Consider the following 24,224-nt stretch of genomic DNA (forward strand, 5'->3'; position numbering starts at 1 on the left):
CCCGAGGGCGTAGCAGGGGCGTCAAGATTCCCGCGGTGGCCGTATGGATCCCATCAAGAACGGCCAAAACCTCCCAATCGAGGGATTCGCTGGATGCGGGGCCGCTCCAGCAGGCGCGGCGCAACACCCTGTCCAGAAGTTGAGGAGTGAGGATGACCGACGTCATCTTCGTCGCCCTGACGATCGCGGTCTTCGCCGTCCTGGGGCTGGTCGTCAAGGCGGTGGAGCGGCTGTGAGTGAGCGCGGCGAGCGAACCATCGGACACAGCCGCCTGGCGCTCACTGGTTTGCCGGAGGCGGACCAGTGAGCGCCGTCAACGCCGTGGGTCTCGTCGTGGTCGCAGGCCTGGTGATCTTCGTGGTTGCGGCCCTGTTGTTCCCGGAGCGTTTCTGATGTCACCGACCTTGGCGGGGATCCTGTTCATCGGGTCCCTCCTTCTCGCCCTGGCGGTCTGCTTCAAGCCGCTGGGCGACTACATGTACCGCGTCTACAGCGGCACGCGGCACAGCGCCGTCGAGCGCGGCATCTACCGGCTGCTCGGCGTCGATCCCGACGGCGAGCAGCGCTGGGGCGTCTACGCGCGCGGCGTGCTGGCCTTCTCGGTGCTGTCCGTCCTGTTCCTGTACGCCCTGCAGCGGCTGCAGGACCACCTGGTCCTGTCCCTCGGGATGAAGGCGGTCGAGCCGTCGTCGGCCTGGAACACGGCGGTCAGCTTCGTCACGAACACCAACTGGCAGTCCTACTCGGGCGAGTCGACGATGGGCCACGTGGTGCAGACCGCGGGCCTGGCGGTGCAGAACTTCGTCTCCGCCGCGACCGGCATGGCCGTGGCCGTCGCCCTCGTCCGCGGCTTCGCCCGCAGCAAGACCGACACGCTCGGCAACTTCTGGGTGGACCTGGTCCGCGGCACGATCCGCATCCTGCTGCCGATCGCCTTCGTGGCGGCACTGGCGCTGGTGGCCGGCGGCGCGATCCAGACCTTCGCCGGCCACGGCACGTGGACCACGCTGACCGGGGGCGAGCAGACGTTCACCCCGGCCGCGGCCGCCTCCCAGGAGGCGATCAAGAACCTCGGCACGAACGGCGGCGGCATCTTCAACGCCAACTCCGCCCACCCGTTCGAGAACCCCACGGCGTGGACCAACTGGCTGACCATCTTCCTGCTGCTGGTCATCGCCTCCTGCCTGCCGCGCACGTTCGGCCGCATGGTCGGCGACAACCGCCAGGGCCACGCCGTCGTCGCCGTCATGGCGACGATCTTCGCCGCCAGCGTGGCGCTGACCCACTGGGCCGAACGGAGCGCGGGTGGCACGGTGCCGCAGGCGATCGGCGCGGCGATGGAGGGCCGCGAGACCCGCTTCGGCGTGTCCGATTCGGCCATGTTCGCCTCGGCCACGACGCTGACCTCGACCGGTGCCGTGGACTCCTTCCACGACTCCTACACCGCGCTCGGCGGCGGCATGCTGATCTTCAACATGCTGCTCGGCGAGGTCGCCCCCGGCGGGACCGGCGCGGGCCTTTACGGCATGCTGGTGCTGGCCGTCGTCACGGTCTTCGTGGCCGGGCTGATGGTCGGCCGGACCCCGGAGTACCTGGGCAAGAAGATCGGCGCCCGCGAGATCAAGCTCGCCTCGCTGTACCTCCTCGTCACCCCGGCGCTGGTGCTGGCCGGCACGGCCGTGGCGATGGCCACCGCGACCGGCCGCGCGGCGATGCTGAACGGCGGCGCGCACGGCCTGTCGGAGATCCTGTACGCCTACACCTCCGCGTCCAACAACAACGGCTCCGCCTTCGCCGGCGTGAGCGTGAACACCCCGTTCCACAACACCACGCTCGGCCTGTGCATGGCCTTCGGCCGGTTCCTGCCGATCGTGCTGGTCCTGGCGCTGGCCGGATCGCTGGCCCGGCAGGCACCCGTCCCGGCCTCGGCCGGGACGCTGCCGACGCACCGGCCGCAGTTCGTCGGCATGGTCGTCGGCGTGACGATCATCCTGGTCGCCCTGACGTTCCTGCCGGCGCTGGCGCTCGGGCCACTCGCGGAAGGACTGCTGTAGACATGGCAACGCACGTGCTGGAATCGCCGAACCAGGCGCCGGCGCCGAAGAAGGACAGCCGGATGGGCGGCGGCCTGCTGGATCCGAAGCAGATGATCCGGTCGCTGCCGGACGCGCTGCGCAAGCTCGACCCCCGGATCATGTGGCGCAACCCGGTGATGTTCATCGTCGAGATCGGCGCGGTGTTCACCACGGCGCTGGCGATCCTGGACCCGTCGTGGTTCGCCTGGGCCATCGTGGCATGGCTCTGGCTGACCGTCGTCTTCGCCAACCTGGCCGAGGCGGTGGCCGAGGGGCGCGGCAAGGCGCAGGCCGCCACGCTGCGCGCGGCCCGGCGCGACACCACCGCCCGGCGGCTGAAGGCCCGCGACCCCGGTCAGTGGGACGTGGTCGCGGCGCCCGAACTGAAGCAGGGCGACGTCGTGGTGGTCGAGGCAGGAGAGATCATCCCTGGTGACGGCGACGTCATCGAGGGCATCGCCTCGGTGGACGAGTCCGCCATCACGGGCGAGTCCGCCCCGGTCATCCGGGAATCCGGCGGCGACCGGTCGGCGGTCACCGGCGGCACCAAGGTGCTCTCGGACCGGATCGTCGTGCGGATCACGCAGCAGCCAGGGCAGAGCTTCGTGGACCGGATGATCGCCCTGGTCGAGGGCTCCAACCGGCAGAAGACGCCGAACGAGATCGCGCTCAACATCCTGCTCGCCGCGCTGACCGTCGTCTTCCTGGTCGCCACCGCCACCATGCAGCCACTGGCGATCTACTCCAAGAGCGTCAACCCCGGTGTGCCCGACTCCCTCGCGCTGAATGCCGACGGCGTCACCGGCATCGTCCTGGTATCGCTGATCGTCTGCCTGATCCCGACCACGATCGGCGCGCTGCTGTCGGCCATCGGCATCGCGGGCATGGACCGCCTCGTGCAGCGCAACGTCCTGGCGATGTCCGGCCGGGCGGTCGAGGCCGCGGGGGACGTGTCCACCCTGCTGCTGGACAAGACCGGCACGATCACGCTGGGAAACCGGCAGGCCGCCGAGTTCGTCCCCGTGGCCGGGGTCACCGAGCGCGAGCTGGCCGAGGCGGCGCAGCTGTCCAGCCTGGCCGACGAGACCCCCGAGGGCCGCTCGATCGTGGTGTTCGCCAAGGAACGCCACGGGCTGCGCGAGCGGGAGATCCACGGCGCCGCATGGGTGCCGTTCACCGCCCGGACCCGCATGTCCGGCGTCAACCTGGACGGCCGCGAGGTGCGCAAGGGCGCCGCCACAGCGGTGATGAAGTGGGTGCGCGACGCCGGCGGCCACCCCACCGACGACATCGGCCACCTCGTGGACGGCATCTCCGCCTCCGGCGGCACCCCGCTCGTCGTCGCCGAGAAGGGCCGCGTCCTGGGCGTCATTCACCTCAAGGACGTGGTCAAGGAGGGCATGCGCGAGCGCTTCGACGAGATGCGCCGGATGGGCATCCGTACCGTCATGATCACCGGCGACAACCCGCTGACCGCCAGGGCGATCGCGGACGAGGCCGGGGTGGACGACTTCCTGGCCGAGGCCACCCCTGAGGACAAACTGGCGCTGATCAGGAAGGAGCAGGAGGGCGGGCGGCTGGTCGCGATGACCGGCGACGGCACCAACGACGCGCCCGCCCTGGCCCAGTCCGACGTCGGCGTCGCGATGAACACCGGCACGAGCGCCGCCAAGGAGGCCGGGAACATGGTCGACCTCGACTCCAACCCGACCAAGCTCATCGAGATCGTCGAGATCGGCAAGCAGCTGCTGATCACGAGGGGCGCGCTGACCACGTTCTCCATCGCCAACGACGTCGCCAAGTACTTCGCGATCATCCCGGCCATGTTCGCCGCGCTCTACCCGGGCCTGGACGCGCTCAACGTCATGCGCCTGGCCAGCCCCCAGTCGGCCATCCTCGCCGCGGTGATCTTCAACGCGCTGGTCATCATCGCCCTCATCCCGCTCGCGCTCAGGGGCGTCCGTTACCGGCCGTCCAGCGCCTCCAAGCTGCTCAGCCGGAACCTGTACGTCTACGGCCTGGGCGGGATCGTCGTCCCGTTCATCGGCATCAAGCTCATCGACCTTCTGCTCCAGCTCCTTCCGGGGATGTCATAAATGGACCGCCTGCCCAGCTGGCTCCGCCGGCACATCGCCGCGCTCCGCGCGCTGCTCGTGCTCACGGTGGTCACCGGCATCATCTACCCCTTGGCCGCCACCGGCGTGGCCCAGGCCCTGTTCGACGACCACGCCAACGGCTCGATCATCGAGCAGGACGGCAAGGCCGTCGGCAGCTCGCTCGTCGGCCAGTCCTTCACCGACGCCGACGGCGACCCGGTCAGGACGTACTTCCAGTCCCGCCCGTCGGCGGCCGGCTACGACCCCACCTCCACCGGCGCGAGCAACCTCGGCCCCGAGGACGTCATCGACACCCTGCCCCATGGCTCCGACGAGGGCAGGCAGTCGCTGCTCACCCAGGTCTGCGCCCGCTCCAAGGCGGTCGGCGAGCTGGAGGGCGTCAGCGGCGCCCGCCCGTACTGCACCTCCGACGGGGTCGGCGCGGTGCTGAAGGTCTTCCCCGACCGAGCCGTCAGCGTCAACCAGGCCTGCCCCGCGACCCCGTTCGTGGCCGAATACCAGGGCAGGCGGGTCGAATGCGCCAGGCCGGGCGAGGACTACGCGACCGGACGCACCGTCCCCGTGCGCGGCGACGTGACCACCGTGCGGGTGCCCGCCGACGCGGTGACCGCCAGCGGGTCCGGCCTCGACCCGCACATCTCCGTCGCCTACGCCGAGCTGCAGGCACCCCGCGTCGCCAAGGAGCGCGATCTGGCCCTGGACCAGGTGAAGGCGCTGATCGATGAGCACACCACGGGCCGCGCGCTCGGCTTCATGGGCGAGCCCGCCGTCAACGTGCTCGAACTCAACCTGGCACTCGACCGGAGGTGACGTGAGAGGGCGGCTGCGGGTCTACCTCGGGGCGGCGCCCGGGGTCGGCAAGACGTACGCGATGCTCGGCGAGGGCCGCCGTGCCTGCGAACGCGGCCGGGACGTGGTCGTGGGCTTCGTGGAGACCCACGGCCGCCCCCGCACCGCCGCCCTCCTGGAGGGCATGGAGATCATCCCGCGCAGGACTCTTGTCCACCGCGGCGCCACCTTCACCGAGCTCGACGTGGACGCGCTCATCGAGCGCGCCCCCAAGGTGGCGCTGATCGACGAGCTGGCCCATACCAACGTGCCCGGCTCGAGGAACGCCAAGCGCTGGCAGGACGTCGACGACATCCTCGACGCCGGCATCGACGTCGTCAGCACCGTCAACATCCAGCACCTCGAGTCCGTCAACGACGTCGTGGAGCAGATCACCGGCATCCCGCAGCGCGAAACCGTACCGGACGAGGTGGTGCGCCGCGCCGCCCAGATCGAGCTGGTGGACATGTCGCCGGAGGCGCTGCGCCGCCGCATGGCGCACGGCAACGTGTACGCGCCCGAGAAGGTGGACGCAGCCCTGTCCAACTACTTCCGCGTCGGCAACCTCACCGCGCTGCGCGAGCTGGCCCTGCTGTGGGTGGCGGGCAAGGTGGACGACCAGCTCGACCGCTACCGCGCCGACCACGGCATCGCCGGCACCTGGGAGACCCGCGAACGCGTCGTCGTCGCCCTGACCGGCGGCCCCGAGGGCGACACGCTCGTCCGGCGGGCCGCCCGCATCGCGGCCCGTACCAAGGGCGCCGGCGTGCTGGCCGTCCACGTCACCAGCTCCGACGGGCTGGCCGGCGGAGACCCGGCCAACCTGGCCCGCCAGCGCACCCTGGTCGAGAGCATGGGCGGCAGCTACCACCAGGTGGTCGGCGACGACATCCCTCAGGCGCTGCTCGACTTCGCCCGCGGCGTCAACGCCACCCAGCTGGTGCTCGGCGCCTCGCGGCGCGGCAGGTTCGCCCAGGTCCTCTCGCGCGGTGTCGGCGTGGAGACCATCGCCCGGTCCGGCCCCATCGACGTGCACCTGGTCACCCACGCCGAGGCCAAGCGGGGCCGCGGGCGGCCCGAACGCTCCAGAGCCGCGCTGAACGGCAGGCGCCGGCTGTCCGGCTGGGCGGTCGCGGTGGCGGGCATGCCGCTGCTGACCGCCGCCCTGCTGCCCTTCCGCGACGTGATCTCGCTGCCCAGCGAGATCCTCATGTTCCTCTGCCTCGTCGTCGGGGTCGCCCTGATCGGCGGCATGTGGCCGGCCATGGTCGCGGCCGTGGGCGGGTCGCTGCTGCTCAACTGGTTCTTCACGCCGCCCGTGCGCACGTGGACGATCGCCGATCCGGAGAACTTCCTCGCTCTGGTGGTGTTCGTGCTGGTCGCGGCGGCGGTCAGCACGATCGTCGACCTTGCCGCCCGGCGTACCAGGGAGGCGGCCCGCGCCCGCGCCGACGCCGAGGCGCTGTCCACGCTGGCCGGGCACGTGCTGCGCGGCGAGGCCGCCCTGCCCTCGCTGCTGGGGCGGCTGCGCGAGACCTTCGGCCTGGACTCGGTCACCCTGCTCGAACGCCTCTCCGAGCCCACCCCGGACGACCAGGCCGAGCCCGGCGCCTGGCGGATCATCGCCGCCTCCGGCACCGCCCCGTGCACCGCGCCCGCCGTGGCCGACACCGACGTCCAGATCGATGACCGGCTCGTGCTCGCCGCCCGCGGCCGGCTGCTGGACGCCAGTGACCGGCGGGTGCTGGAGGCGTTCGCCGCCGAGGCCGCCGTCGCCCTCCGCCACGAACGCCTGCAGCGCGAGGCCGAACAGGCCAAGCCCCTGGCCGAAGCCGACAAGATGCGCACCGCGCTGCTCGCCGCCGTCAGCCACGACCTGCGCACCCCGCTGTCAGCCGCCAAGGCCGCCGTCGAAAGCCTGCGCGGCCAGGACGTCGACTGGACGCCGCAGGACCGCGAGGAGCTGCTGGCCACCGCCGGCGAGTCGCTCGACCGGCTGGACCGGCTGGTGGAGAACCTGCTCGACATGAGCCGCCTGCAGGCCGGCGTGCTCGGCCTCTCCCTGCAGCCTGTCGCTCTGGAGGACGTCATCCCCCGCGCCATCGACGACCTCGGCCCGATGCGCGACCACATCGACGGCGAGGTGCCCTTCGGCCTCCCCGAGATTCAGGCCGACCCGGCCCTCCTGGAACGCGTGCTGGTCAACCTCATGGCCAACGCCGTCCGCCACAGCCCGCCCGACCACGCGGTGCTGGTCACCGCCAGCCGGCACGACCACGACGTCGAGATCCGTGTCATCGACCGGGGCCCCGGCATCCCGCCCGAGCATCACGAGCACGTCTTCCTGCCCTTCCAGCGACTCGGCGATCGCGACAACGGGGCGGGCGTCGGGCTCGGCCTCGCGCTCTCGCGCGGGCTGGCCGAAGCCATGGGCGGCACGCTGGAGCCCGAGGAGACTCCCGGAGGAGGTCTCACCATGACCGTCCGGATGCCGATCTCGTCCAAGGGTTGATCCCAGCCGAGGAGCCGCGGGTGAACGGGCGCGGTGTCAGCCCCGTCCGAGGACGCAGAACTCGTTGCCCTCAGGGTCGGCCAGCACCTTCCACGGGACGTCGCCCTGTCCGACGTCGGCGGTGGTGGCGCCCAGAGCCCGCAGCCGGGCCACTTCCGCCTCCTGGTCGTCAATGGGGTCCGGCAGCAGGTCGAGATGGATGCGGTTCGCCACGGTCGTCCCGCCGGGCGCCGTACGGAGGAACTCCAGATACGGTCCGACACCCTTGGCCGAGCGCAGCCGCGCGTGATCGTCGGCCACCTCGTGCAGGGTCCAGTCAAGCGCGCCGTCCCAGAACCGGGCCATGGCCCGCGGATCGGCGCAGCCGACCACCACCGCGGCGATCGGCCCGGTGCCGCGGTAGATCTCCCGAGGCTCCAGCACGCAGAACACGTTGCCCTCCGGGTCGGCCAGGACCGTCCACGGGACGTCGCCCTGGCCCACGTCGGCGGGCGTCGCGCCGAGCTCCTTCAGGCGCGCGACCAGCTCCGCCTGATGGGCGGCGGAGGTGGTGGCGAGGTCGAGGTGGACGCGGTACGCCGGGCCCCTCGCTGGAAAGGCCCCAGCCGAGCGCCTCGTCTACACCCGGCGGACTCGCCCCGAACGAGCTCGACGGCGGGTCACAGCCGGATCAGGTCGGCCACCTGCTCGGGCAGGCCGGGTGACGTCATGGTGTGTCCCATTCCGGGCACGACGTGCAGCACCGCGCCCGGAATCGCCGCAGCCAGGGCCTCGCCGTGGCCGAGCGGAAAGACCGGGTCCTGGTCGCCGTGCACGATCGAGGTCGGCGCGGTGATCGACGACAGCGGGGCGTGCAGGTCAGGGGCCTCCCTCCACGCGGCCCGGTCATGGTTGGCCGCGGCCTCCGGGTGGGCAGCCCGCGACAGCGCCAGCTCCAGCATCGCCCGGGCGGACGGCTCGTCGAACGGCCGGACCGGCCCGTTGAAGACCCGGAACAAGGCGACGTCGGACTCCACACCCGGTGGCAGCCCGGCGGCCAGATGCGCGAGATACGCCGGCGACGGCGGCGGCAGATCATCCGGGTCGGCCGGCTCCCCGGCCGTCGCCCGCGCCCACACGGGCCTCAGGTCATGACCCATCGGCGAGCTGGACATCACGGTCAGGGACCGGACCCGGTCCGGCGCGTGCACGCCCAGCCACTGCGCGATCATGCCGCCCATGGAGGTCCCTGCCACATGGGCGGAGCTCAGTCCGTAACCGTCCAGCACGGCCAGGCAGTCGCGAGCCATGTCCCCGATCGTGTACGGGTGAGCGTCGAAGTCGACCACGCCGGACCGGCCGGTGTCGCGATGATCGAAGCGGATCACCTGCACCCCACGCTCAACGAGCCGACCGACCAGCGCGTCAGGGCAAAGGACGCCCTGAGCGGCCGACCCCATGACCATCAGAACAGCGGGAAGCCCCGGATCCCCGATCCGCTCCGTCCACAGCCGAAGCGGCCCGGAGGCCACAAATCGCTCGTGCGCGTCCAGCATGGAGGCAGGGTAGCGGCCACCTGCCGCCGGACGCCCGCCATTTACCGACGGCCCGGCCGGGAACAGCGCGCCGCCACCGATGGAACAGGTCGGTGACACCGCGCCACGTGCGGCCGCTGCCGGATCCCCAGGTCAAGGCGGCCATCCCTGCCATCGATCGAGCGCATTGACTCCGATCGGCTACCTGTAGGCGATCTTGGACGCTACTCTACGCAGGCAACAACGTCGTCTGTAGATCGGAACGGGAGAATCCATGCGACATTCTGTTGTCGTGGGCGCGTTACTCGCCGTAGCCACCGTCGTCAATCTCGTGGTCGGGCAGGCCGCCAACGCCGCCGCCCCGGCAGAACGCGCACCTGGCGGCTGGTACACCGAATTGCCGACCGCCTTGAAAGTATGCGACAACGCCCCGTGGAACGGCGGACCGTCCACCGCGCCGGCGGACTCCATCGTGGTCCCGGCGGGCAATAACCAGGGCTTCGACTTCGGACAGGCCGGCAAGACCTATTGGTTCGCCCCGGGCACGCATACCCTGGGCGACGGAGAATACAGCAAGATCACCCCTGAGAGTAACAGCGTCTTTGTCGGGGCCCCGGGCGCCGTCCTGGACGGCATGAACCTCAATCATTACGCCTTCGCCGGCCCCGCCTCCAATGTGCGCATCGCCTATCTCGAGATCCGCAATTTCGGTGTCGGCGACAAGGACAACAACAACGAAGGCGTCATCAACCACAACGCAGGTGACGGCTGGACGATGGAATACCTCTACGCGCACCACAATGATGGCGCGGCGGTGTTCCTCGGCAGCACCAACACGATCCGCCACAGCTGCCTGAAGGACAACGGCCAGTACGGCATCAGCATGTACAAGGACCAGGTCGAGGGCGACTCGGCGATCAAGGATCTCGTCGTGCACAACAACGAGATCGTCGGCAACAACCAGGACGACTGGGAGGCCGAGATCGAGGGGTGCGGCTGCACCGGCGGCGTGAAGTTCTGGGACGTCGAAGGCGCCACCGTCACCGAGAACTACGTGCACGACAACCTGAGCGTCGGCCTCTGGGCCGACACCAACAACATCGACTTCCTCTTCGACAGCAACTGGATCGAGCACAACGAGAGCGTCGGCCTCTGGTACGAGATCAGCTACAACGCCACCATCAGCCGGAACGTCTTCAGGGAGAACGCCTGGGTCAGCGGCAACGAGAACCTGGGCTCGCCGGCGCCGGCGATCTACATCTCGGAATCGGGCGGTGACGCCCGGCTCGCCGGCGACACGAGCGGCAGCACGGATCTCAACATCAACAACAACTACTTCGAGGACAACTTCTCCGGTGTCTCGATCTTCGAGAACACCAATCGCTTCTGCAACTCCAACGGAAACACCAGCAAGAGCTACTGCACGCCGTTCGTGGCTCCCACGCTGATTCCGGAGCCTTACGACGACGACTACCTCGACCCCATCAACGCCACCCACCCCTGTTACACGTCCATCGCGAACGAGCCCTACCGCAGCGACTGCCGCTGGCACTCGCGCAACGTCAAGGTGTTCGACAACGAGTTCCGCTTCGACCAGTCGAACGTGCCCTGCGCCGGAACGTACTGCGGTGCGCAGGCCCTTTACGCCACGGGCGCCAACAACCTGCCATGGATGCCTTACACGGTCGCGGAGATCCAGAACAGCGTCATGTTCACCAACGGCAACAGCTTCCACGACAACACCTATGTCGGTGATTGGAAGTTCGCCAAGGGCTGGGGCGAGACGATCTCCTGGAACTCCTGGCGCTCCGCCCCCTACAACCAGGAGGCCGGCAGCACCCTCAACGGCGCGACGGAACCGCCTCCCGTGCCCAACGCCCTCGACGTCGACACCGCGACGCTCGAAGGTTCGGTCGGCCAATGGAGCGCCTGGTACGGCAGCGCCGTGCAGAGAGCCGCCGACGCGGCCCACACGGGCGGCTACGGGTTGCAGATCGACGTCACCGAGGGCGGCGGCTGGGGTGTGCAGCTCGACAACTGGCCCGGATTCACGGTCACCCCGGGCGGCAAGGAGGTCACCCTGTGGGCCAAGCAGGGGACTCCCGGGATCTCTGCCGCGACTGTCAGCGTGCTGTGGCGCGATGCCGACCAGCAGCTCCTGCAGACCGATGAGATTCCGCTCGATGGCCTGAGCGCGGAGTGGCAGGAGTTCACCGCGCAGCTCACCGCGCCCTCGGCGGCCGCCACCGTCATGCTGCAGGTGAAGAGCTCCAACGGCGGCGCCGGCGACTCACTCCACCTCGACGACATCGTGGTGGGCGACCCGGCCGCGTGATGTCGCCGACGCGGCGGTGATCGCCACCTGACGTCACATGGGGCACGAGGTGCCGTTCCGACCTGGCACGATCTGGATCGACGAGATCTTGATCGTTCAGGGGAACGGCACCTCGAAGCCGAGGCGTATCGGCATCAAGAGCCACGGCCACGCCCCCACCTCCCTGCCGGCCACCGGCTACGAGCAGGCCCGCTCCGTCATCGCCGCCCGGGCCGGCGGCTGGGAGGCCGCCCGGCACGTACGGCTCGACCTGCCCGGGACCGGCGCCTGCTCCTCCGACCTCGCCGAGGCTGCGGGCCCAGGCTTCGTCACCGGAAGCGGGACCGGCCTGTGCAGACCGGCCGGGCCGGCCGCGCACGGCGGGCGCTGGGGCGCTGCCGGTGACGGGCCGCCTGGTCACCACCGGGCAGCCCGATCGCGGCGTTCGCGCCGCTCGCCTTCCACCGCCTATAATTTAGATCGGCATCGAATTAAGGAGTCGCGTCATGGCCGCCCCCGCCACCACCCAGTGCTGCGCGCCGATCGCCCGCGAGCCGCTCGGCGAGGCCGACGCCGTCGAGCTGGCCACGCTGCTCAAGGCCGTGGCCGACCCGGTGCGGCTGCGCCTGCTGTCGATGATCGGCTCCCACCCGGGCGGCGAGGCGTGCGTGTGCGACCTGACCGGCGTGTTCGACCTGACCGCGCCCACCATCTCCCACCACCTGAAGGTACTGCGCACCGCCGGGCTGATCGACGGCGAACGCCGCGGCACCTGGGTCTACTACCGGATCATCCCCGAGGTGGTGAACAAGCTGGGCGCGCTGTTCGCCCCGCTGTCCACGCCCGCCCCGCAACAGGGGCCCGTGGACGTGGAACTCACCACCGTATGACCGCGGTTCCCCGCTCGACCGATGTCGTCGTCATCGGCGCCGGGCAGGCCGGGCTGGCGGCCGGGTACCACCTGCGGCGCGCGGGCGCCGACTTCGTCATCCTGGACGCCCAGGACGCTCCGGGTGGCGCCTGGCGGCACGCCTGGCCGTCGCTGCGGCTGGATCGTCGGGCCACGCCACGATCCGACCGAAGTGATCAGGGTCACGGAGCAGAGCCGTGACCAGTTCCAGGCGTTCGGCGACCCGGTCGCCCAACCCTTCCGGAAAGACGCTCCACGAGCCAGTCGTCCAGCTCGACGGCCAGCCGGCGGGGACGACACCGGCCGGCAGCGCCTCGGGCGCCCACCAGACGAGGCAGGACAGCGCCTCGCCGCGTACGCCCGGGTCGGCGTCGCCGGTCGCGACGTCCGCGAGCCACCGACGCACACCCGCCGCATCCGGCGCGTACGGCGCCAGGCCGCGGGCCGCCTCACGCCAGCCTGAGCCGCACGGCCGGGTCAGGCTCCTCATGCAGGCGTCGGCGCAGCACCGACATGACCGTCCCGCTGTCGTCGCGGCACGTCGCCAGGGCTTTGCCGCCTTCTGTCGGACCTGCCGGTCGGAGTCGGCGAGCAGCCTGACGAAGACCTCCGCTGTTATCTTGGGTCTTTCTGCCTTCTCGCAGGCCAGAGCCAGATGATCTTGTCGGGCACGTCAGGCATGGTGGTCAGCGCTCCGGATGCGGGGGCGGATGGCGCATGGCCATGCCTGACGGCGGGCGGGGATACCGCCGTACCGGCTCAAGCACCGGCACCGTGACGGCGGGCGAGCTGCGCCCCGTGCCGGAAGATCGTCGTAGCATGCCATGCCATGAGCAGACGATTAACGATCGCGGCCGTCCTCGCCCTGGCCGTCCCCGCCGCGCTCGTCCCCTCCCCCGCCCTGGCGGCCCCGAAGACCTACCTGATCAAGAACGACGACCGCTGCCTGACCTACGCGGCGGACCGCACCCCGGCCAAACCCGGCTTCCGCGCCCAGGCGAACTACTGCCCGTCCACGAAGTTCGACGGTTATCTGTGGAAGCGCACGGCCCGCTCCCAGCTCGCCATCACCTACCGCGGACGCACGTACTGCCTGGGCGCGCCCAAGGGCACCGCCGTGCAGGTGGGGCGGTGCAGCGGCGACAAGCGCCAGCAGTTCACCTTCCCCGTGGTCAAGGAGGGCGTGTGGGACACGGTCATCCAGATCAGATGGAAGCACCTGCGCAACCTGTGCCTGCACCACAATGTGCGGCGTCCGTGGGAGATCTCCGCGGCGACGTGCGGCCATTCCGGCAGTGACCAGCACTGGGTCATGGTGCGCCGATGACAGCCCGCCTGGCCCGGCAGCGGTGACGCGCAGCCGCCGGACGCCGACTGCCCAGGACTGCCCGAGGGTCCCGGCCCGCACGGCGCGGGCGTGCGGGAGGTCGGCGAGCCGGGCGTCCATCGCCCGCAGGGCACCGTCCATCTTGGGGCCAGAGATCTTGCCAGATCGGTTCCGCGACTCATGCCCATCATCAGGCGGGTGCGGGCGTCGGGGATGGGTGAGTGGCCCGGTGGCGCGGAGCCCGGCCGTCGGAGGTGCTCGGCGTGGGCTCGGGCTGCCGCCTGGCAGTTGTGAGAGCCGCCGGCGCAGCGTCATGTCGGGCCTGCCCACTGCTGCGTCAGCGCGGGCCTGCGGCTGGCCAACTCCCGTGCGATCATCGGCGAGTGCGACCTGTGGGTGACACTTCCCGACCATCTGCTCTGAGACGGGCGTCGATCGTGGCGGCCATGGCCGCCACGCCCCTCCTCCTGCTGTACGCCGCCGCGACGGCCCCCCAGTGGATCACTGATCACCGCCTGGCGAGCCTGGAGAATCGAGCTCTCAATCATCCGCCGCCACCAGGCACGACGTTCGGCGCGTCCGAACCTCAGGGGCCCGTCATCGGAGACTCCGGCGACTGCTGGGCCGGCTTCGCCTTCACCCTCCGCACCGATCGCCCACCCGAGGAGATCAAGCGGTACTACGAGGCGGCCCCCTTCATGCAGACCGACGCACACTTCTCCGAGCTGAGCGTCAGCGCCTTGCAGCAGTCCGCCGACCAGGTGTCAGTCGCCGTCGACACGATCTACGCCGGCACCTGGGACCTGCGCTGCTGGTGAACGGCTCTTACGATCCCAGGCTCCAGAGCCGGACCGTCCTGTCCCGGCCGACGGAGACGATGACGGGGTGCCGTCGCGTTCGCTGGAGCAAGGTCCTGGGCGACTTCGCTGATGACTTCTACTGGGTCTCGTGCCCGGCCTGCTCCTTGGAGGTGACGGTCGCCATCGGAGACTTCGGTAGCTATTCCGCTGTAAGGGACTGGGATCTCGGCGATGGGAACCTTCCGACCGAGCGGTTGACGTAGCCGTCAGTCCTTCTCTGAACTTTTGAGGCCGGTCCGTCCCGAAGCCTGGTCTGCGGCTCTCTGAAACCGAAGCAGTGATGCCAGAGGAATCACAGCGAGATGGTCTGGAGAGCGTGAGCCGCTCCGCCTGCCGTCTCAGTACTGTGACTTCGCATGACCGACACCGAGATCGAGATCACCGCAGACCTGGTCGGCGACCTGCTCCAGGAGCAGCATCCGGACCTTGCGGGGCTGGCCATCCGCGAGGTGGTGGGCGGTTGGGGCAACCAGATGTGGCGTCTCGGGGAGGAGTTGGCGGTGCGGATGCAGCGTATGGACCGTACTCCGGAGTTCCAGCTCAAGGAGCGGCGGTGGCTACCCGTGCTGGCCCCGCGCCTGCCGTTGCCGGTGCCGATCCCGGTGCGGTTCGGCGAACCGTCCGAGCGCTTTCCCAAGCACTGGACCGTGATGACGTGGGTTCCCGGCGAGCCGCTGGACCACGGCTCGATCACCCGCGGCGCCCACGCGGCCGACACGCTGGCGGGCTTCCTCCAGGCGCTCCATGTGGAGGCGCCCGCCGCAGCCCCGGCCAGTGCGGACTTCGGCGCTCACCCCAAGAGGTGCACGGGCGGCTTCGAGCAGTTCTTGCAGGCCATTGACCCCGACGCCCTCGGCGATGTCCGCGCCGTCCGGGATGTCTGGGCCGATGCCGTCGCGGCCCCCGAGTGGGAGGGCCCGCCGGTGTGGGTGCACGGTGACCTCCATCCCGCGAACGTCGTCGTCTCGGACGGAACGCTCTCGGGCATCATCGACTTCGGTGCCTTGTTCGCCGGCGATCCGGCGTGGGACCTCGCCGCCGCATGGGTGCTGCTCCCCGCCGGTACGGCCGCACGGTTCTTCGACATGTACGGGCATGCGGACGAGGGGACGATCCGGCGCGCCCGCGGCCTGGCCGCCATGAAGAGCCTCTTCCTGATGCACATGGGGCAGAACGGAGACCGGGGCCTTCCCGGCGGGAAGCCTCACTGGGGACCTGCGGGCCGGGCGGCACTTGAACGTGTTCTGAAAGGCGTTTGATGCAGTCAGCCCGTCTTGTCCCGGTTCTCGGCTTCCCGAACTACGAGCTGGCCGATCGGTGGCATGCTGATGAACACCAGCGAGTCTCTTCCAGGCGGCACCCTGATCGCGACCCGGACCGCTGTCCGGGCCGCCTGATCGAGTTTGGCCACTTCCTTCTTGACCTCGTCCAACAGCCCCTCGTCTCTCCCCTGGCCGCCATCAGCGTGAGCAGACGGCGAGGAGCCCGGCGGCCAGGGCGCGGCCGTGCGCGGGAGCGTGTGCGGGGTCGCCCAGCCGGATCCGCCGGCCCTGGTGGTGCAGCACCACGGCCCCGTCCGGCTGCCGGGCGAGGGCGATGCCGGCCTCAGGCAGGATCACCCCGCGTACGCCATCGCCGATGTCACCGTTGAGGTCGGCCAGCTCGGGCAGCACCAGCCCGGAGGCGGTCTGGGCGGCGGCCGGCCGGTCGCGCAGTTCCCGCACCTGTTCGGCGGCGCGCTCGCGCTCGGCCTGGGTGGCGAGGGCCTGTTGTTCGGCAGTCACGGCGCGCTCTCGCTGGAGGTCTCGGTCGGCACGGGCCTGATGCAGCTCGTCCTCGGCGCGGGCCTGCGGCCGTGTGGCGGTGGTCGCCTCGCCCTGCGCGGCGGCCAGGGCCAGACGCGCGACCATGGTGGCCGACATCACCAAGGTGATCCCCGCGTCCGCCAAGGGCCCGGCGGCCGACGTACGCGCGCAGAACCTCGCGATCTTCAAGGGACAGGGGCTCGCGCTGTCCAGCAGCAGCAAGCTGACCACGGCCGAGAAGAGCGGCCACTACATCCACCTCGACCAGCCAGAGATCGCCGTCCAGGCCATCGAGCGCGTCACCGCGAAGGGCGCCCGCCACGCGCACGGTGCATGAACGGCTCATCCGCCGACGTGCCGAACCGGTGGCGTCGCCCGGTCCCTTGTTGAGGCCGGCCGCGGTTACACGTTCGCCATGCAACCACGACGGTGGTTGTTCGCGCAGCGGCCGGCGGGTATGAGCGTGCCGGGCAATCGTGCGGCTGCTCAACGAACGCGGCATACCGTGGCCTCGAACGTAGGTCGCAAGCGCCACCCGGACCGGTCCCGACAGGCAAGGCAAGTCTCGCAGTGACCGCCGATGCCGCCGTCAGACCGTCTTGATCGCGCCGCCGTCGATGACGTGGTCGGCGCCGTTGACGCTTGCGGCGTGCGGCGAGGCCAGCCACGTCACCAGGGCGGCCACCTCGTCCGGCTCGACGAGCCTGCCGGTGGTCATGCCGGTATTCGCGGGCAGGCTGGCCAGGAACTGCTGATGCTCCAGGCCGAGCGCGGCGGCCAGCGAGGCCCCGTAGCCGTCCGGGGACTCCCACAGGGAGGTGCGGGTGGCGCCGGGGGAGATCGTGTTCACCCGCACCCCCTGGGGGCCGAACTCCTCGGCCAGGGCCTTGCCGAACGCGGTCAGCGCCGCCTTGGCCGTGGTGTAGGTGATGGGTCCGGCGTGCGGCATACGGGCGCTGTTGGACGAGATGTTGATCACGTTGCCGTGCCGGCGGAGCAGGCTAGGCATGGCGGCTGTGGTCGCGCGTACGGCGCTGAGAAAGTTCAGGTCGTGGTCACGCCTCCAGTGCTCGTCGGTGAAGTTCAGCAGGCCGCCGACTGGGCCCTCACCACCGTCGCCGCCGCCCACGTTGTTGACCAGCAGGTCGAGCTCGCCCAGCTCGGTCAGTGCCCGTTCGATCAGCGATGCGGGGCCGTCCGGGGTGGACAGGTCGGCGCTCAGCGCTATCGCGCCGGTCTCCTTCAGCTCGGGCGAGATCGTCCGGGCGGCGGCCACTACCCGCATGCCCTCCGCCGTCAGGGCTCGGACGATTGCCAGCCCAAGGCCCCTGCTCGCCCCGGTCACCACGGCGGTCTTGCCAGTCAGTCGCATGTCCATGTTCGTCCCATCCTCTTGCCTAGATGCGTCGCTATCGACGCTGAAAACATATAACCTGCGACATCAATGATGCAACTATCGGTTAAGCAGCGACGATGGCGTATCCTTGTCCAGATGAAGGAGACGATGACGTCGACGCGAGCTCTGAGGTCCGATGCCGAACGGACGGTGCACACCATTCTTGAAGCAGCCGAACGCGTGCTCAGCAGGAACCCGACGGCCAGCATGGAGCAGATCGCCGAGGCCGCCGGGGTGGCCCGCACGACGGTGCACCGCCGTTTCGCCTCACGAGACGCGCTCGTGGCCGCGATGGCTTCCTGGGCCACCCGGCGCTTCGCCGAAGCTGTGAACGCCGCTCACCCCGAGACCACGCCACCGCTCATCGCGCTCTATCAGGTCACCGTCAACGTGCTCCGCGTCAAGATCGACTGGTCGTTTGCCATGAACCTGGCGCTGACCGCTGACCGGGAGGCCGCCCACGTACACGCCGACATCGAGGGGCGCTGTGAACGGCTGTTCGCCAAGGCGCGCGAGGCCGGTGTGCTGCGCGCCGACGTCGATCCCGCTTGGGCCAGGCGGGTCTACTACGCCCTCATCCATGAGGCGGCACAGTCACGCGACGCCGACGCCGACGCGCTCGCGGCCCGCCTGGTCGATACCCTGCTACGCGGCGTCGGCACCGGCCAGTCCCTCACCTGAGCCGCCCCGTTCAAGTCGCCCGCCTCGCCCTGACCCAAAGGACGTGCTCGGAGCTTCTTGCACGTTTGATACTCTTTGTCCTTTCTCCTGAGCGCGGCATTTCGTCGTGCGCCCTCGATTACCGGCCATCGGGCGCAAATCCGTAGAGGCAGCGCCGTGCTAGTGACCCAGCGTGTTCCAGAGGATGCGGAATATCGGGACGATCGGGATCTGTCGCCGTCCCCAGGGTTGGCCACACATCCCGAACAGGCGAAGAAGGCCCCCGCCGGTAACAGGAGCCCTCTTCCTTGCCTCACGGCAATCCACGCCGCGCCCAGAAGAAGACATGACGCAAGCCGTGATACGGGTTCGGATTCGGGGGAGCCGAACCCGTGACAAGCGCGGTTGTCTGGCTGAGCTGAATCGACGCCGTTCCCTCAGGTGCCGGCCACAGCGCTGCGGCGCTCGATCATCAGCACATCGCGCCACAGGCCGTGATGGCGGCCGACGCGCTCGCGGGTGCCCACCACGCGGAACCCGAGCGCCTGGTGCAGGCTCAGGCTTGCGGCGTTCTCCGGGAAGACGCCCGACTGGATCGTCCAGACGCCGGCGTCCTCGGCGGCGGCGATGAACGCCGACAGCAGCGCGCGGCCGATGCCGTGGGCCTGGCAGCCGGGGTGCACGTAGATGCTGTGCTCCACGACGCCCGCGTACACGGGCCGGGACGAGACCGCCGATCCCGCGACCCAGCCGAGCACCTCGCCGGAGTCGGCGTCCACCGCCACGTAGCGCAGATGCGGCAACCGGCTCGCGCTGAACCCCTCCCAGCTGGGTGCGGTGGTCTCGAAGCTGGCCTGGCCGGTGTCCAGGCCGGCCTGGTAGATGGCCAGCACCTCGGCGGCGTCGCTCTGGCGCATCGGCCGGATCTCCAGGCCGGGGCCGATGGCGGGCTTGACGGCCTGGACGAGGGCGGAGTGCACCCCGTCGCCGTGATCGGCGGTCAGCGTGATCGTAACGGCGACGAAGCCGGCCGCGGCGAGCAGCTCGCGGTACTCCCCCACGGTGAGGGAACCGGCGGCGCAGCCGATGCGCCGCTCGGCGCGCTGCCGCGCCTGCTCGTCGAGCGCCTGTGCGGTGACGACGTCGCTGACGCCGAACCGGCCGCCGGGCCGCAGCACCCGGAACGCCTCGGCCAGCACCGCCGCCTTGTCGTCGGACAGGTTGATCACACAGTTGGAGATGACCACGTCGACCGCGTGGCCGGGCAGCGGGATCGCCTCGATCGTGCCGTGCAGGAACCGCACGTTGGACGTGCCCGCCTGTTCGGCGTTGCGCCGGGCCGGCTCCACCGTGGCCGGGCCGGCGTCGAGGCCGAAGACGGTGCCGTGCGGGCCGACGCGGCGGGCTGAAAGGAGCACGTCGATGCCGCCGCCGGAGCCGAGGTCGAGCACCGTCTCGCCGGGACGCAACTCGGCGACGGCGACCGGGTTGCCACATCCCAGACCGGCCTGGAGCGCCCCGTCGGGGAGCGCGGCGGTGTCGTCGTATCCGGCCGGTCCGAAGCCGCCCTCGGCGAAGGCGGCGGGATCGCAGTCGGCGATGCGCTGCCCGGTGAGCGCGTTGCGGGCCAGGGCGGAGTAGTGGTCGATGATCTCGTCGTGTGCCATGGACTCTCCTCAGTCGCAGGCCGGCGCGGCCGGCACGGGGTTGCCCATCACCACGTCGGCGGCGGTGGGGAAGCAGCTCACGCAGTTCTCGTTGATCCGGTACAGGCTCGACGTCCCCTGCCGCTCCACCAGGACGAACCGCACCTCGGACAGGATCTTCAGGTGGTGCGACACCGTGGACTGTCCCACCCCGGAGGCGGCCACGATCTCCCCCACGCTCATCGGCTCGCGCCGCCGTGCCAGCAGCGACACGATCTGGATGCGGGTGGCGTCGGCCAGCGCCTTGAACCAGCTCGCGTACTCCTCGGCCTCCGCGCGCGGCAGCGGCCCCTTCTCCGTCTCATTCATCGTTAATCGACGATATTCGATGAAAATGGGGAAAGGGGAAGTCCTGGCTTCTCGAGTGAGCTCTCAGGCGCGCCGGCCAGGGGCATCCCTGGCCGGCGGCCTCCTTCCGTCAGTGCCCCTGCTTCCCCTTCACCTGCATGGTGACGTTGATCGTGCCGGGCTCGTACGGCGAGTCCGTGTCCAGCGACAGGTCGGCGGCGTACCGTCCCGGACCGCTGACGCGAGCCGTGACGTGGACCGTCAGCGTCGCCGAGCGGCCCGGCGCGAGTTCGAACCGGGTGCGGTTCTCCTTCAGCCAGGACACGTCGTCTCCGCCGCACGAGTCGTAGCCGGGGAGCACCTCGGCGAAGGCGTTGGGCCCGTCGCCGCCGACCTTGTACAGTCCGCAGGCGCTGCCCGCGTAATACGCGGCGTGGTTCACGTCGGGGAGCGCGTGCCAGGTGCCGGCGACCGGGTCGTACTCCGCGGCCCGGTCGGTGGCGGCCAGGTTGTAGACGCCGCCGGCGATCTGCAGCTTGCCGTTGGCCCCGCTGTAGGCCATCGCGTAGTTGTTGTACGGCATGTCGGTGAGCCGCGTCCAGGCGTTCCGGCGCGGGTTGTAGGCGTAGGTGGCGGTGAGGGCGTAGGCGGAGGGGTCGCCGGGCCTGCTGTCGGCCATCTTGTGGTGCCCGCCCGCGCAGATGATCTCGTCGCGGATGCCGATGCCGGCGCAGGCCGGAAGCCACATGGGCGCCGGATAGTCGGCGATGCGGGTCCAGGCGTCGCGCTTCGGGTCGTAGCGGTACGCCGCCGCCGACGACGTCTCGGCGCACTCCTGCACGCAGCCGCCCACGACGTACAGCTGCTTGCCGAGCACGGCGATGCCCGCCCGGTGGACCGTCGCCGGCAGGTCGGCGGCCCGGCTCCAGGCGTCCTCGTCCGGGTCGTACGCGTACACCGTGGACACCGTTTCGGAACCGACGTCCTTGTCCCGTCTTCCGCCGACGACGTACAGCGTGCCGTCGAGGAAGATCCCGGACGCGGAGTAGAGGGGCTCGGGCAGGTCGGCGATCGGGCTCCAGGCGCCGGTCGCCGGATCGTAGACGTAGCCGGACGACAGGGTGCCGCCCAGCGTCCGGCCGCCGACCGAGTAGACCTTGCCCTCGTGGCTGCCCGCCGTGCTGCTGATGACCGGCACGGGATAGTCAGCGATGTCGGTCCAGGCGGCGCCGTCCGCGGCGGCGCCGGGTGCGGCCGGTGCGCTGTGCTCGCCGATCGAGACCTGCAGGGGCGCGCCGCCGGTGTTGGTGATCCGGACCTTCTGCGCGCCGGCCGAGCGTCCGAGGGTGGCGTCGAACGAGACGGCGCTGGTGGTGACCGAGAGCCGTCCGGCCTTCAGTGCCCAGTCGCGCCGGGTCACCGCGCCGGGGGCGACGGTCACCTTGCGGGCCGAGGACGCGTAGCGGTCGGCCGACGCGGTCAGCCTGTTCCTCCCGGGTCCGGCGAAGGTCCAGAACCAGCCGTCGGCCGTGGCCGGCACGGAGCCGTTGACGGTCGCGCCCGGCACCGGCTCGCCGGTGTTGGCGTCGGTGACGACGCCACCGACCAGTCCCCCGGGCCGTGCGGCACAGCCGCCGATGGTGACGTCGTCCAGCTGCCACACGGAGACGCCGCCGCCGGCGTAGTGGAAGCGCACCCGGACGTCGGGCTGCCCCGCCGCCTGGGGGATCGCGATACCGGCCGACCCGGTGGTGTCCTTGGCGGGGCGGCCGACGGTGGCCCAGGTGGCGCCGCCGTCCAGGCTGAGCTGGACCTCGCCCACGGTGGTGTCGTTGACGACGTAGGTGTAGCTGAACCGGACCTCGGGCGCGCTGTCCCCGGACAGGTCGATGGACGGCGAGGTGAGGTAGGTGTCCAGCGTCGCGCCGTCGTGGATGAACGGGGACGCGGCGGCGAAGTTGCCGCTGCTGCCGATGAGGTTCAGGGGATTGCCGGTGAACTCCCAGCCGGGCGTCGACCCGCTCACGGTCCAGCCGTCCTCGGGCGCGGTGCCGGTCCAGCCCTCGAAGTCGACGCGGCTCGGGTAGGCGTACCCGGGGGCCAGGCAGGCGCGCCGGTCGACCATGAGGGCCGCGTCCGCGACGGCGTCCTCGCCGCCGACGCCGACCTTCTGGACCTTGGTGGTGTATCCGGGGTAGCGGGCGGAGATGTGGAAGGTGTAGTCGGCGTTCATGGGCAGCTCGACCGAGTAGCGGCCGGTGTACGGGTCGGTCGTGACCTCGCCGTGCGGGTAGCCGTCGATGGCGATCGACGCCGCGAGCGGCCAGGCGTGGTCGCCGTCACCGGTGATCGTCCCGGACACGGTGCGGCTGGGCATCGCCCGCATCGCGAGGTCGGCGGTCGCCGTCCGGTCGACCGGCACCACCACCCCTGTCCTGGTCGCCTTGCCGTAGCCGAAGCCCGTGGCGGTCAGGTCGTACGTCCCGGCCGGCACGCGCAGCGTGTAGCCGCCCTTGTCATCGGTCCCGGCGTGGTAGGTCTTGCCGTTCTCCTGGTTGCGGGCGGCGACGTCGCCGGCGGCGACCGGATCGCCGGTGCTCTGGTCGGTGAGGCGGCCGGTCACGGTTCCTGCCGGGCCGAACGCCAGCGCGTTCACGCCGTTCGGGGTGCCGAGGCCGGTGGGCCCGTCCCAGCCGGGACCGGCCTGGCACAGCACGTTGCCGCAGGCGCCGTTGTCGCCCTCGGTGATGTCGAACAGGTCGGCCGACCCGGCCGAGGCGTAGGGGTAGGTCACCGGGTCGGTGTCCGCCGCCGGGGTGCCGGCCAGGGCGTACATCGCGGCGACCAGCGGGGCCGACAGGCTCGTACCGCCGTACTGCAGCCATCCGCTGTAGCCGTCGGACGAGATGGAGTGGTAGACCGACAGGCCGCTGGCCGGGTCGGCGTCGGCCGCGATGTCGGCGGTCGCCCGCCCGTTCGGGCAGTTGGTGTCGATGCCGTCCTGGTAGGCCGGGCGCGGCTCGTACCGTGAGCAGCCCGATCCGCCGCCGGTCCACGGGCTCTCGCTCCAGCCGCGGGGGGTTGACGCGTCACGGGTCAGCCTCGTCCCGCCGACCGCGACCACGTGGGGGTTGCTGGACGGCCAGCTGATGACGTTGCCGGTGTCGCCGGTGGCCGCGGTCACCACGACACCCGGGTGGTCGTAGTGCTCGTCGTAGTCCTGCTGCCCGTCGGCCTCGCCCGGGATGCCGTACGAGTTGGAGACGAACGTGGCGCCCAGGGCGACGGCGGTCTCCACGGCCGCGCTGAGGTCCTGGACGGACGCGGAGTCGGCCTGCACCAGGAGCAGCTTGCAGCGCGGGCAGACCGCGGACACCGCGTCCAGGTCGAGCGCGCTCTCCGCCGCCCAGCCCGCGTCGTCGCGCGGGTAGTCGGTGCCGCCCCTCTGGTCGACCTTGCGGAAGCAGCCGTTGGCCGTGGTGCACTCGGGCAGGCCGTACTGCTTGCGGTACACGGCCAGGTCGCTCTCCGCGGCGGCGTAACCGTAGGCGTCGACGACGGCGACGGTCTGTCCCTCGCCTCCGTCGGGCAGGTTGTACGCCGAGCGGATGTCCTCGGGCGTGAGCGCGGTGGGCCAGGGCTGGTCGGACTTCGTCGCGACCCTCGCCCTCTTCGGGGTGTAGATCTCCGATAAGCAGCGGGCATGCCCGGCGGGCAGGTCCGAGCGGTTGCAGGCGCCCGGGGTGTAGTCGGTTTCCGGAATGCCGGACAACGGCGACGGGGTCGGGGATGCGCTGGGTGAGGCGGTCGCGTCCGGGACGGCGGACTGCGAGGCTGCGGGCTGTGAGGCAGCGGGCTGTGAAGGCAGCGGGCTGTGAGGCGGCGGGTTGTGAGGCGGCGGGTTGGGGCGCG

At 70.6% G+C, this 24,224-nt stretch carries 19 protein-coding genes and 2 pseudogenes; 13 read left to right on the forward strand and 8 right to left on the reverse strand.

Going from position 1 to position 24,224, the window contains the following annotated elements:
- Positions 1-303 precede the first annotated feature (303 nt).
- Genes kdpF through FH608_RS41035 form a run of 5 tightly spaced genes read left to right on the forward strand, consistent with a single transcriptional unit; the run spans position 304 to position 7,532 of the window.
- The gene (gene kdpF / locus FH608_RS41015) at positions 304-393 is read left to right on the forward strand and encodes a K(+)-transporting ATPase subunit F (protein WP_139635814.1); all 90 of its coding nucleotides are present in this window, start codon (positions 304-306) and stop codon (positions 391-393) included.
- The gene (gene kdpA, locus FH608_RS41020; RefSeq protein WP_139635815.1) at positions 393-2,054 is read left to right on the forward strand and encodes a potassium-transporting ATPase subunit KdpA; all 1,662 of its coding nucleotides are present in this window, start codon (positions 393-395) and stop codon (positions 2,052-2,054) included. The genes kdpF and kdpA overlap by 1 nt, the downstream gene beginning before the upstream one ends.
- A 2-nt stretch (positions 2,055-2,056) precedes the next feature.
- On the forward strand, positions 2,057-4,171 hold the full coding sequence (kdpB, locus tag FH608_RS41025; protein WP_139635816.1) for a potassium-transporting ATPase subunit KdpB: 2,115 nt from the start codon (positions 2,057-2,059) through the stop codon (positions 4,169-4,171).
- On the forward strand, positions 4,172-5,002 hold the full coding sequence (locus FH608_RS41030; protein ID WP_139635817.1) for a potassium-transporting ATPase subunit C: 831 nt from the start codon (positions 4,172-4,174) through the stop codon (positions 5,000-5,002).
- Position 5,003: 1 nt separating this feature from the next.
- Positions 5,004-7,532 (forward strand): sensor histidine kinase, encoded by a 2,529-nt coding sequence (locus tag FH608_RS41035; RefSeq protein ID WP_226900352.1) that lies wholly within the window; start codon positions 5,004-5,006, stop codon positions 7,530-7,532.
- Between the two features lie 36 nt (positions 7,533-7,568).
- On the opposite strand, the pseudogene FH608_RS41040 reads toward FH608_RS41035, so the two are convergent.
- Positions 7,569-8,108, reverse strand: a pseudogene (locus FH608_RS41040) (VOC family protein); the annotation flags it as partial.
- Positions 8,109-8,191: 83 nt separating this feature from the next.
- A complete protein-coding gene (locus FH608_RS41045; RefSeq protein WP_139635819.1) occupies positions 8,192-9,067 on the reverse strand; it encodes an alpha/beta fold hydrolase in 876 nt (291 codons plus the stop codon).
- 271 nt (positions 9,068-9,338) lie between these two features.
- On the opposite strand from FH608_RS41045, the gene FH608_RS41050 reads away from it, so the two are divergent.
- From FH608_RS41050 to FH608_RS41085, 6 genes and pseudogenes are all read left to right on the forward strand, one after another.
- Positions 9,339-11,381, forward strand: coding sequence for a right-handed parallel beta-helix repeat-containing protein (locus FH608_RS41050; RefSeq protein ID WP_139635820.1), 2,043 nt, complete (start codon positions 9,339-9,341; stop codon positions 11,379-11,381).
- 485 nt (positions 11,382-11,866) lie between these two features.
- Complete coding sequence (locus FH608_RS41060) at positions 11,867-12,250, forward strand: ArsR/SmtB family transcription factor (RefSeq protein WP_139635821.1); 384 nt, start codon at positions 11,867-11,869, stop codon at positions 12,248-12,250.
- Positions 12,247-12,411, forward strand: a pseudogene (locus tag FH608_RS41065) (FAD-dependent oxidoreductase); the annotation flags it as partial. The gene FH608_RS41060 and the pseudogene FH608_RS41065, both read left to right, overlap by 4 nt.
- A gap of 688 nt (positions 12,412-13,099) precedes the next feature.
- On the forward strand, positions 13,100-13,597 hold the full coding sequence (locus FH608_RS41075; RefSeq protein ID WP_139635823.1) for a hypothetical protein: 498 nt from the start codon (positions 13,100-13,102) through the stop codon (positions 13,595-13,597).
- A 446-nt stretch (positions 13,598-14,043) separates the two neighbouring features.
- A complete protein-coding gene (locus tag FH608_RS41080) occupies positions 14,044-14,415 on the forward strand; it encodes a hypothetical protein (protein WP_139635824.1) in 372 nt (123 codons plus the stop codon).
- Positions 14,416-14,813: 398 nt separating this feature from the next.
- A complete protein-coding gene (locus tag FH608_RS41085) occupies positions 14,814-15,716 on the forward strand; it encodes an aminoglycoside phosphotransferase family protein (protein ID WP_139635825.1) in 903 nt (300 codons plus the stop codon).
- Between the two features lie 5 nt (positions 15,717-15,721).
- Here FH608_RS41085 and FH608_RS51990 read toward each other — a convergent pair whose 3' ends face one another.
- Both FH608_RS51990 and FH608_RS41090 read right to left on the reverse strand, forming a co-directional pair.
- Entirely contained in the window at positions 15,722-15,889 is a 168-nt protein-coding gene (locus tag FH608_RS51990; protein ID WP_153263652.1) for a hypothetical protein, read from the reverse strand.
- Positions 15,890-15,917: 28 nt separating this feature from the next.
- Positions 15,918-16,367: a hypothetical protein gene (locus tag FH608_RS41090; protein WP_139635826.1), complete on the reverse strand. Its 450-nt coding sequence runs from the start codon at positions 16,365-16,367 to the stop codon at positions 15,918-15,920.
- On the opposite strand from FH608_RS41090, the gene FH608_RS41095 reads away from it, so the two are divergent.
- Positions 16,366-16,599 (forward strand): hypothetical protein, encoded by a 234-nt coding sequence (locus FH608_RS41095; RefSeq protein ID WP_139635827.1) that lies wholly within the window; start codon positions 16,366-16,368, stop codon positions 16,597-16,599. The genes FH608_RS41090 and FH608_RS41095 overlap by 2 nt on opposite strands.
- 252 nt (positions 16,600-16,851) lie before the next feature.
- On the opposite strand, the gene FH608_RS41100 is transcribed toward FH608_RS41095, so the two are convergent.
- Entirely contained in the window at positions 16,852-17,640 is a 789-nt protein-coding gene (locus tag FH608_RS41100) for an SDR family NAD(P)-dependent oxidoreductase (RefSeq protein ID WP_139635828.1), read from the reverse strand.
- Positions 17,641-17,766: 126 nt separating this feature from the next.
- On the opposite strand from FH608_RS41100, the gene FH608_RS41105 reads away from it, so the two are divergent.
- Positions 17,767-18,339 (forward strand): TetR/AcrR family transcriptional regulator, encoded by a 573-nt coding sequence (locus FH608_RS41105; RefSeq protein ID WP_139635857.1) that lies wholly within the window; start codon positions 17,767-17,769, stop codon positions 18,337-18,339.
- Positions 18,340-18,755: 416 nt separating this feature from the next.
- Here the strand turns inward: FH608_RS41105 and FH608_RS53335 are convergent, their stop codons facing one another.
- From FH608_RS53335 to FH608_RS41125, 3 genes are all read right to left on the reverse strand, one after another.
- Positions 18,756-19,985 (reverse strand): GNAT family N-acetyltransferase, encoded by a 1,230-nt coding sequence (locus FH608_RS53335; RefSeq protein ID WP_226900353.1) that lies wholly within the window; start codon positions 19,983-19,985, stop codon positions 18,756-18,758.
- A gap of 9 nt (positions 19,986-19,994) precedes the next feature.
- Complete coding sequence (locus tag FH608_RS41120) at positions 19,995-20,333, reverse strand: ArsR/SmtB family transcription factor (RefSeq protein WP_139635829.1); 339 nt, start codon at positions 20,331-20,333, stop codon at positions 19,995-19,997.
- 109 nt (positions 20,334-20,442) lie between these two features.
- Complete coding sequence (locus FH608_RS41125; protein WP_139635830.1) at positions 20,443-24,084, reverse strand: carboxypeptidase regulatory-like domain-containing protein; 3,642 nt, start codon at positions 24,082-24,084, stop codon at positions 20,443-20,445.
- Positions 24,085-24,224 lie beyond the last annotated feature (140 nt).

It is taken from the genome of Nonomuraea phyllanthi (genome assembly GCF_006334985.2).
Classification (GTDB): Bacteria; Actinomycetota; Actinomycetes; order Streptosporangiales; family Streptosporangiaceae; genus Nonomuraea; species Nonomuraea phyllanthi.

Excerpts from the sequence above, each read along its gene's own strand:
- kdpA (WP_139635815.1), top strand. The coding sequence starts at position 393 with ATGTCACCGACCTTGGCGGGGATCCTGTTCATCGGGTCCCTCCTTCTC.
- kdpB (WP_139635816.1), top strand. The coding sequence starts at position 2,057 with ATGGCAACGCACGTGCTGGAATCGCCGAACCAGGCGCCGGCGCCGAAG.
- FH608_RS41030 (WP_139635817.1), top strand. The coding sequence starts at position 4,172 with ATGGACCGCCTGCCCAGCTGGCTCCGCCGGCACATCGCCGCGCTCCGC.
- FH608_RS41045 (WP_139635819.1), bottom strand. The coding sequence starts at position 9,067 with ATGCTGGACGCGCACGAGCGATTTGTGGCCTCCGGGCCGCTTCGGCTG.
- FH608_RS41060 (WP_139635821.1), top strand. The coding sequence starts at position 11,867 with ATGGCCGCCCCCGCCACCACCCAGTGCTGCGCGCCGATCGCCCGCGAG.
- FH608_RS41075 (WP_139635823.1), top strand. The coding sequence starts at position 13,100 with ATGAGCAGACGATTAACGATCGCGGCCGTCCTCGCCCTGGCCGTCCCC.
- FH608_RS41080 (WP_139635824.1), top strand. The coding sequence starts at position 14,044 with ATGGCCGCCACGCCCCTCCTCCTGCTGTACGCCGCCGCGACGGCCCCC.
- FH608_RS41085 (WP_139635825.1), top strand. The coding sequence starts at position 14,814 with ATGACCGACACCGAGATCGAGATCACCGCAGACCTGGTCGGCGACCTG.
- FH608_RS41095 (WP_139635827.1), top strand. The coding sequence starts at position 16,366 with ATGGTGGCCGACATCACCAAGGTGATCCCCGCGTCCGCCAAGGGCCCG.
- FH608_RS41090 (WP_139635826.1), bottom strand. The coding sequence starts at position 16,367 with ATGGTCGCGCGTCTGGCCCTGGCCGCCGCGCAGGGCGAGGCGACCACC.
- FH608_RS41100 (WP_139635828.1), bottom strand. The coding sequence starts at position 17,640 with ATGGACATGCGACTGACTGGCAAGACCGCCGTGGTGACCGGGGCGAGC.
- FH608_RS41105 (WP_139635857.1), top strand. The coding sequence starts at position 17,767 with ATGACGTCGACGCGAGCTCTGAGGTCCGATGCCGAACGGACGGTGCAC.
- FH608_RS53335 (WP_226900353.1), bottom strand. The coding sequence starts at position 19,985 with ATGGCACACGACGAGATCATCGACCACTACTCCGCCCTGGCCCGCAAC.
- FH608_RS41120 (WP_139635829.1), bottom strand. The coding sequence starts at position 20,333 with ATGAATGAGACGGAGAAGGGGCCGCTGCCGCGCGCGGAGGCCGAGGAG.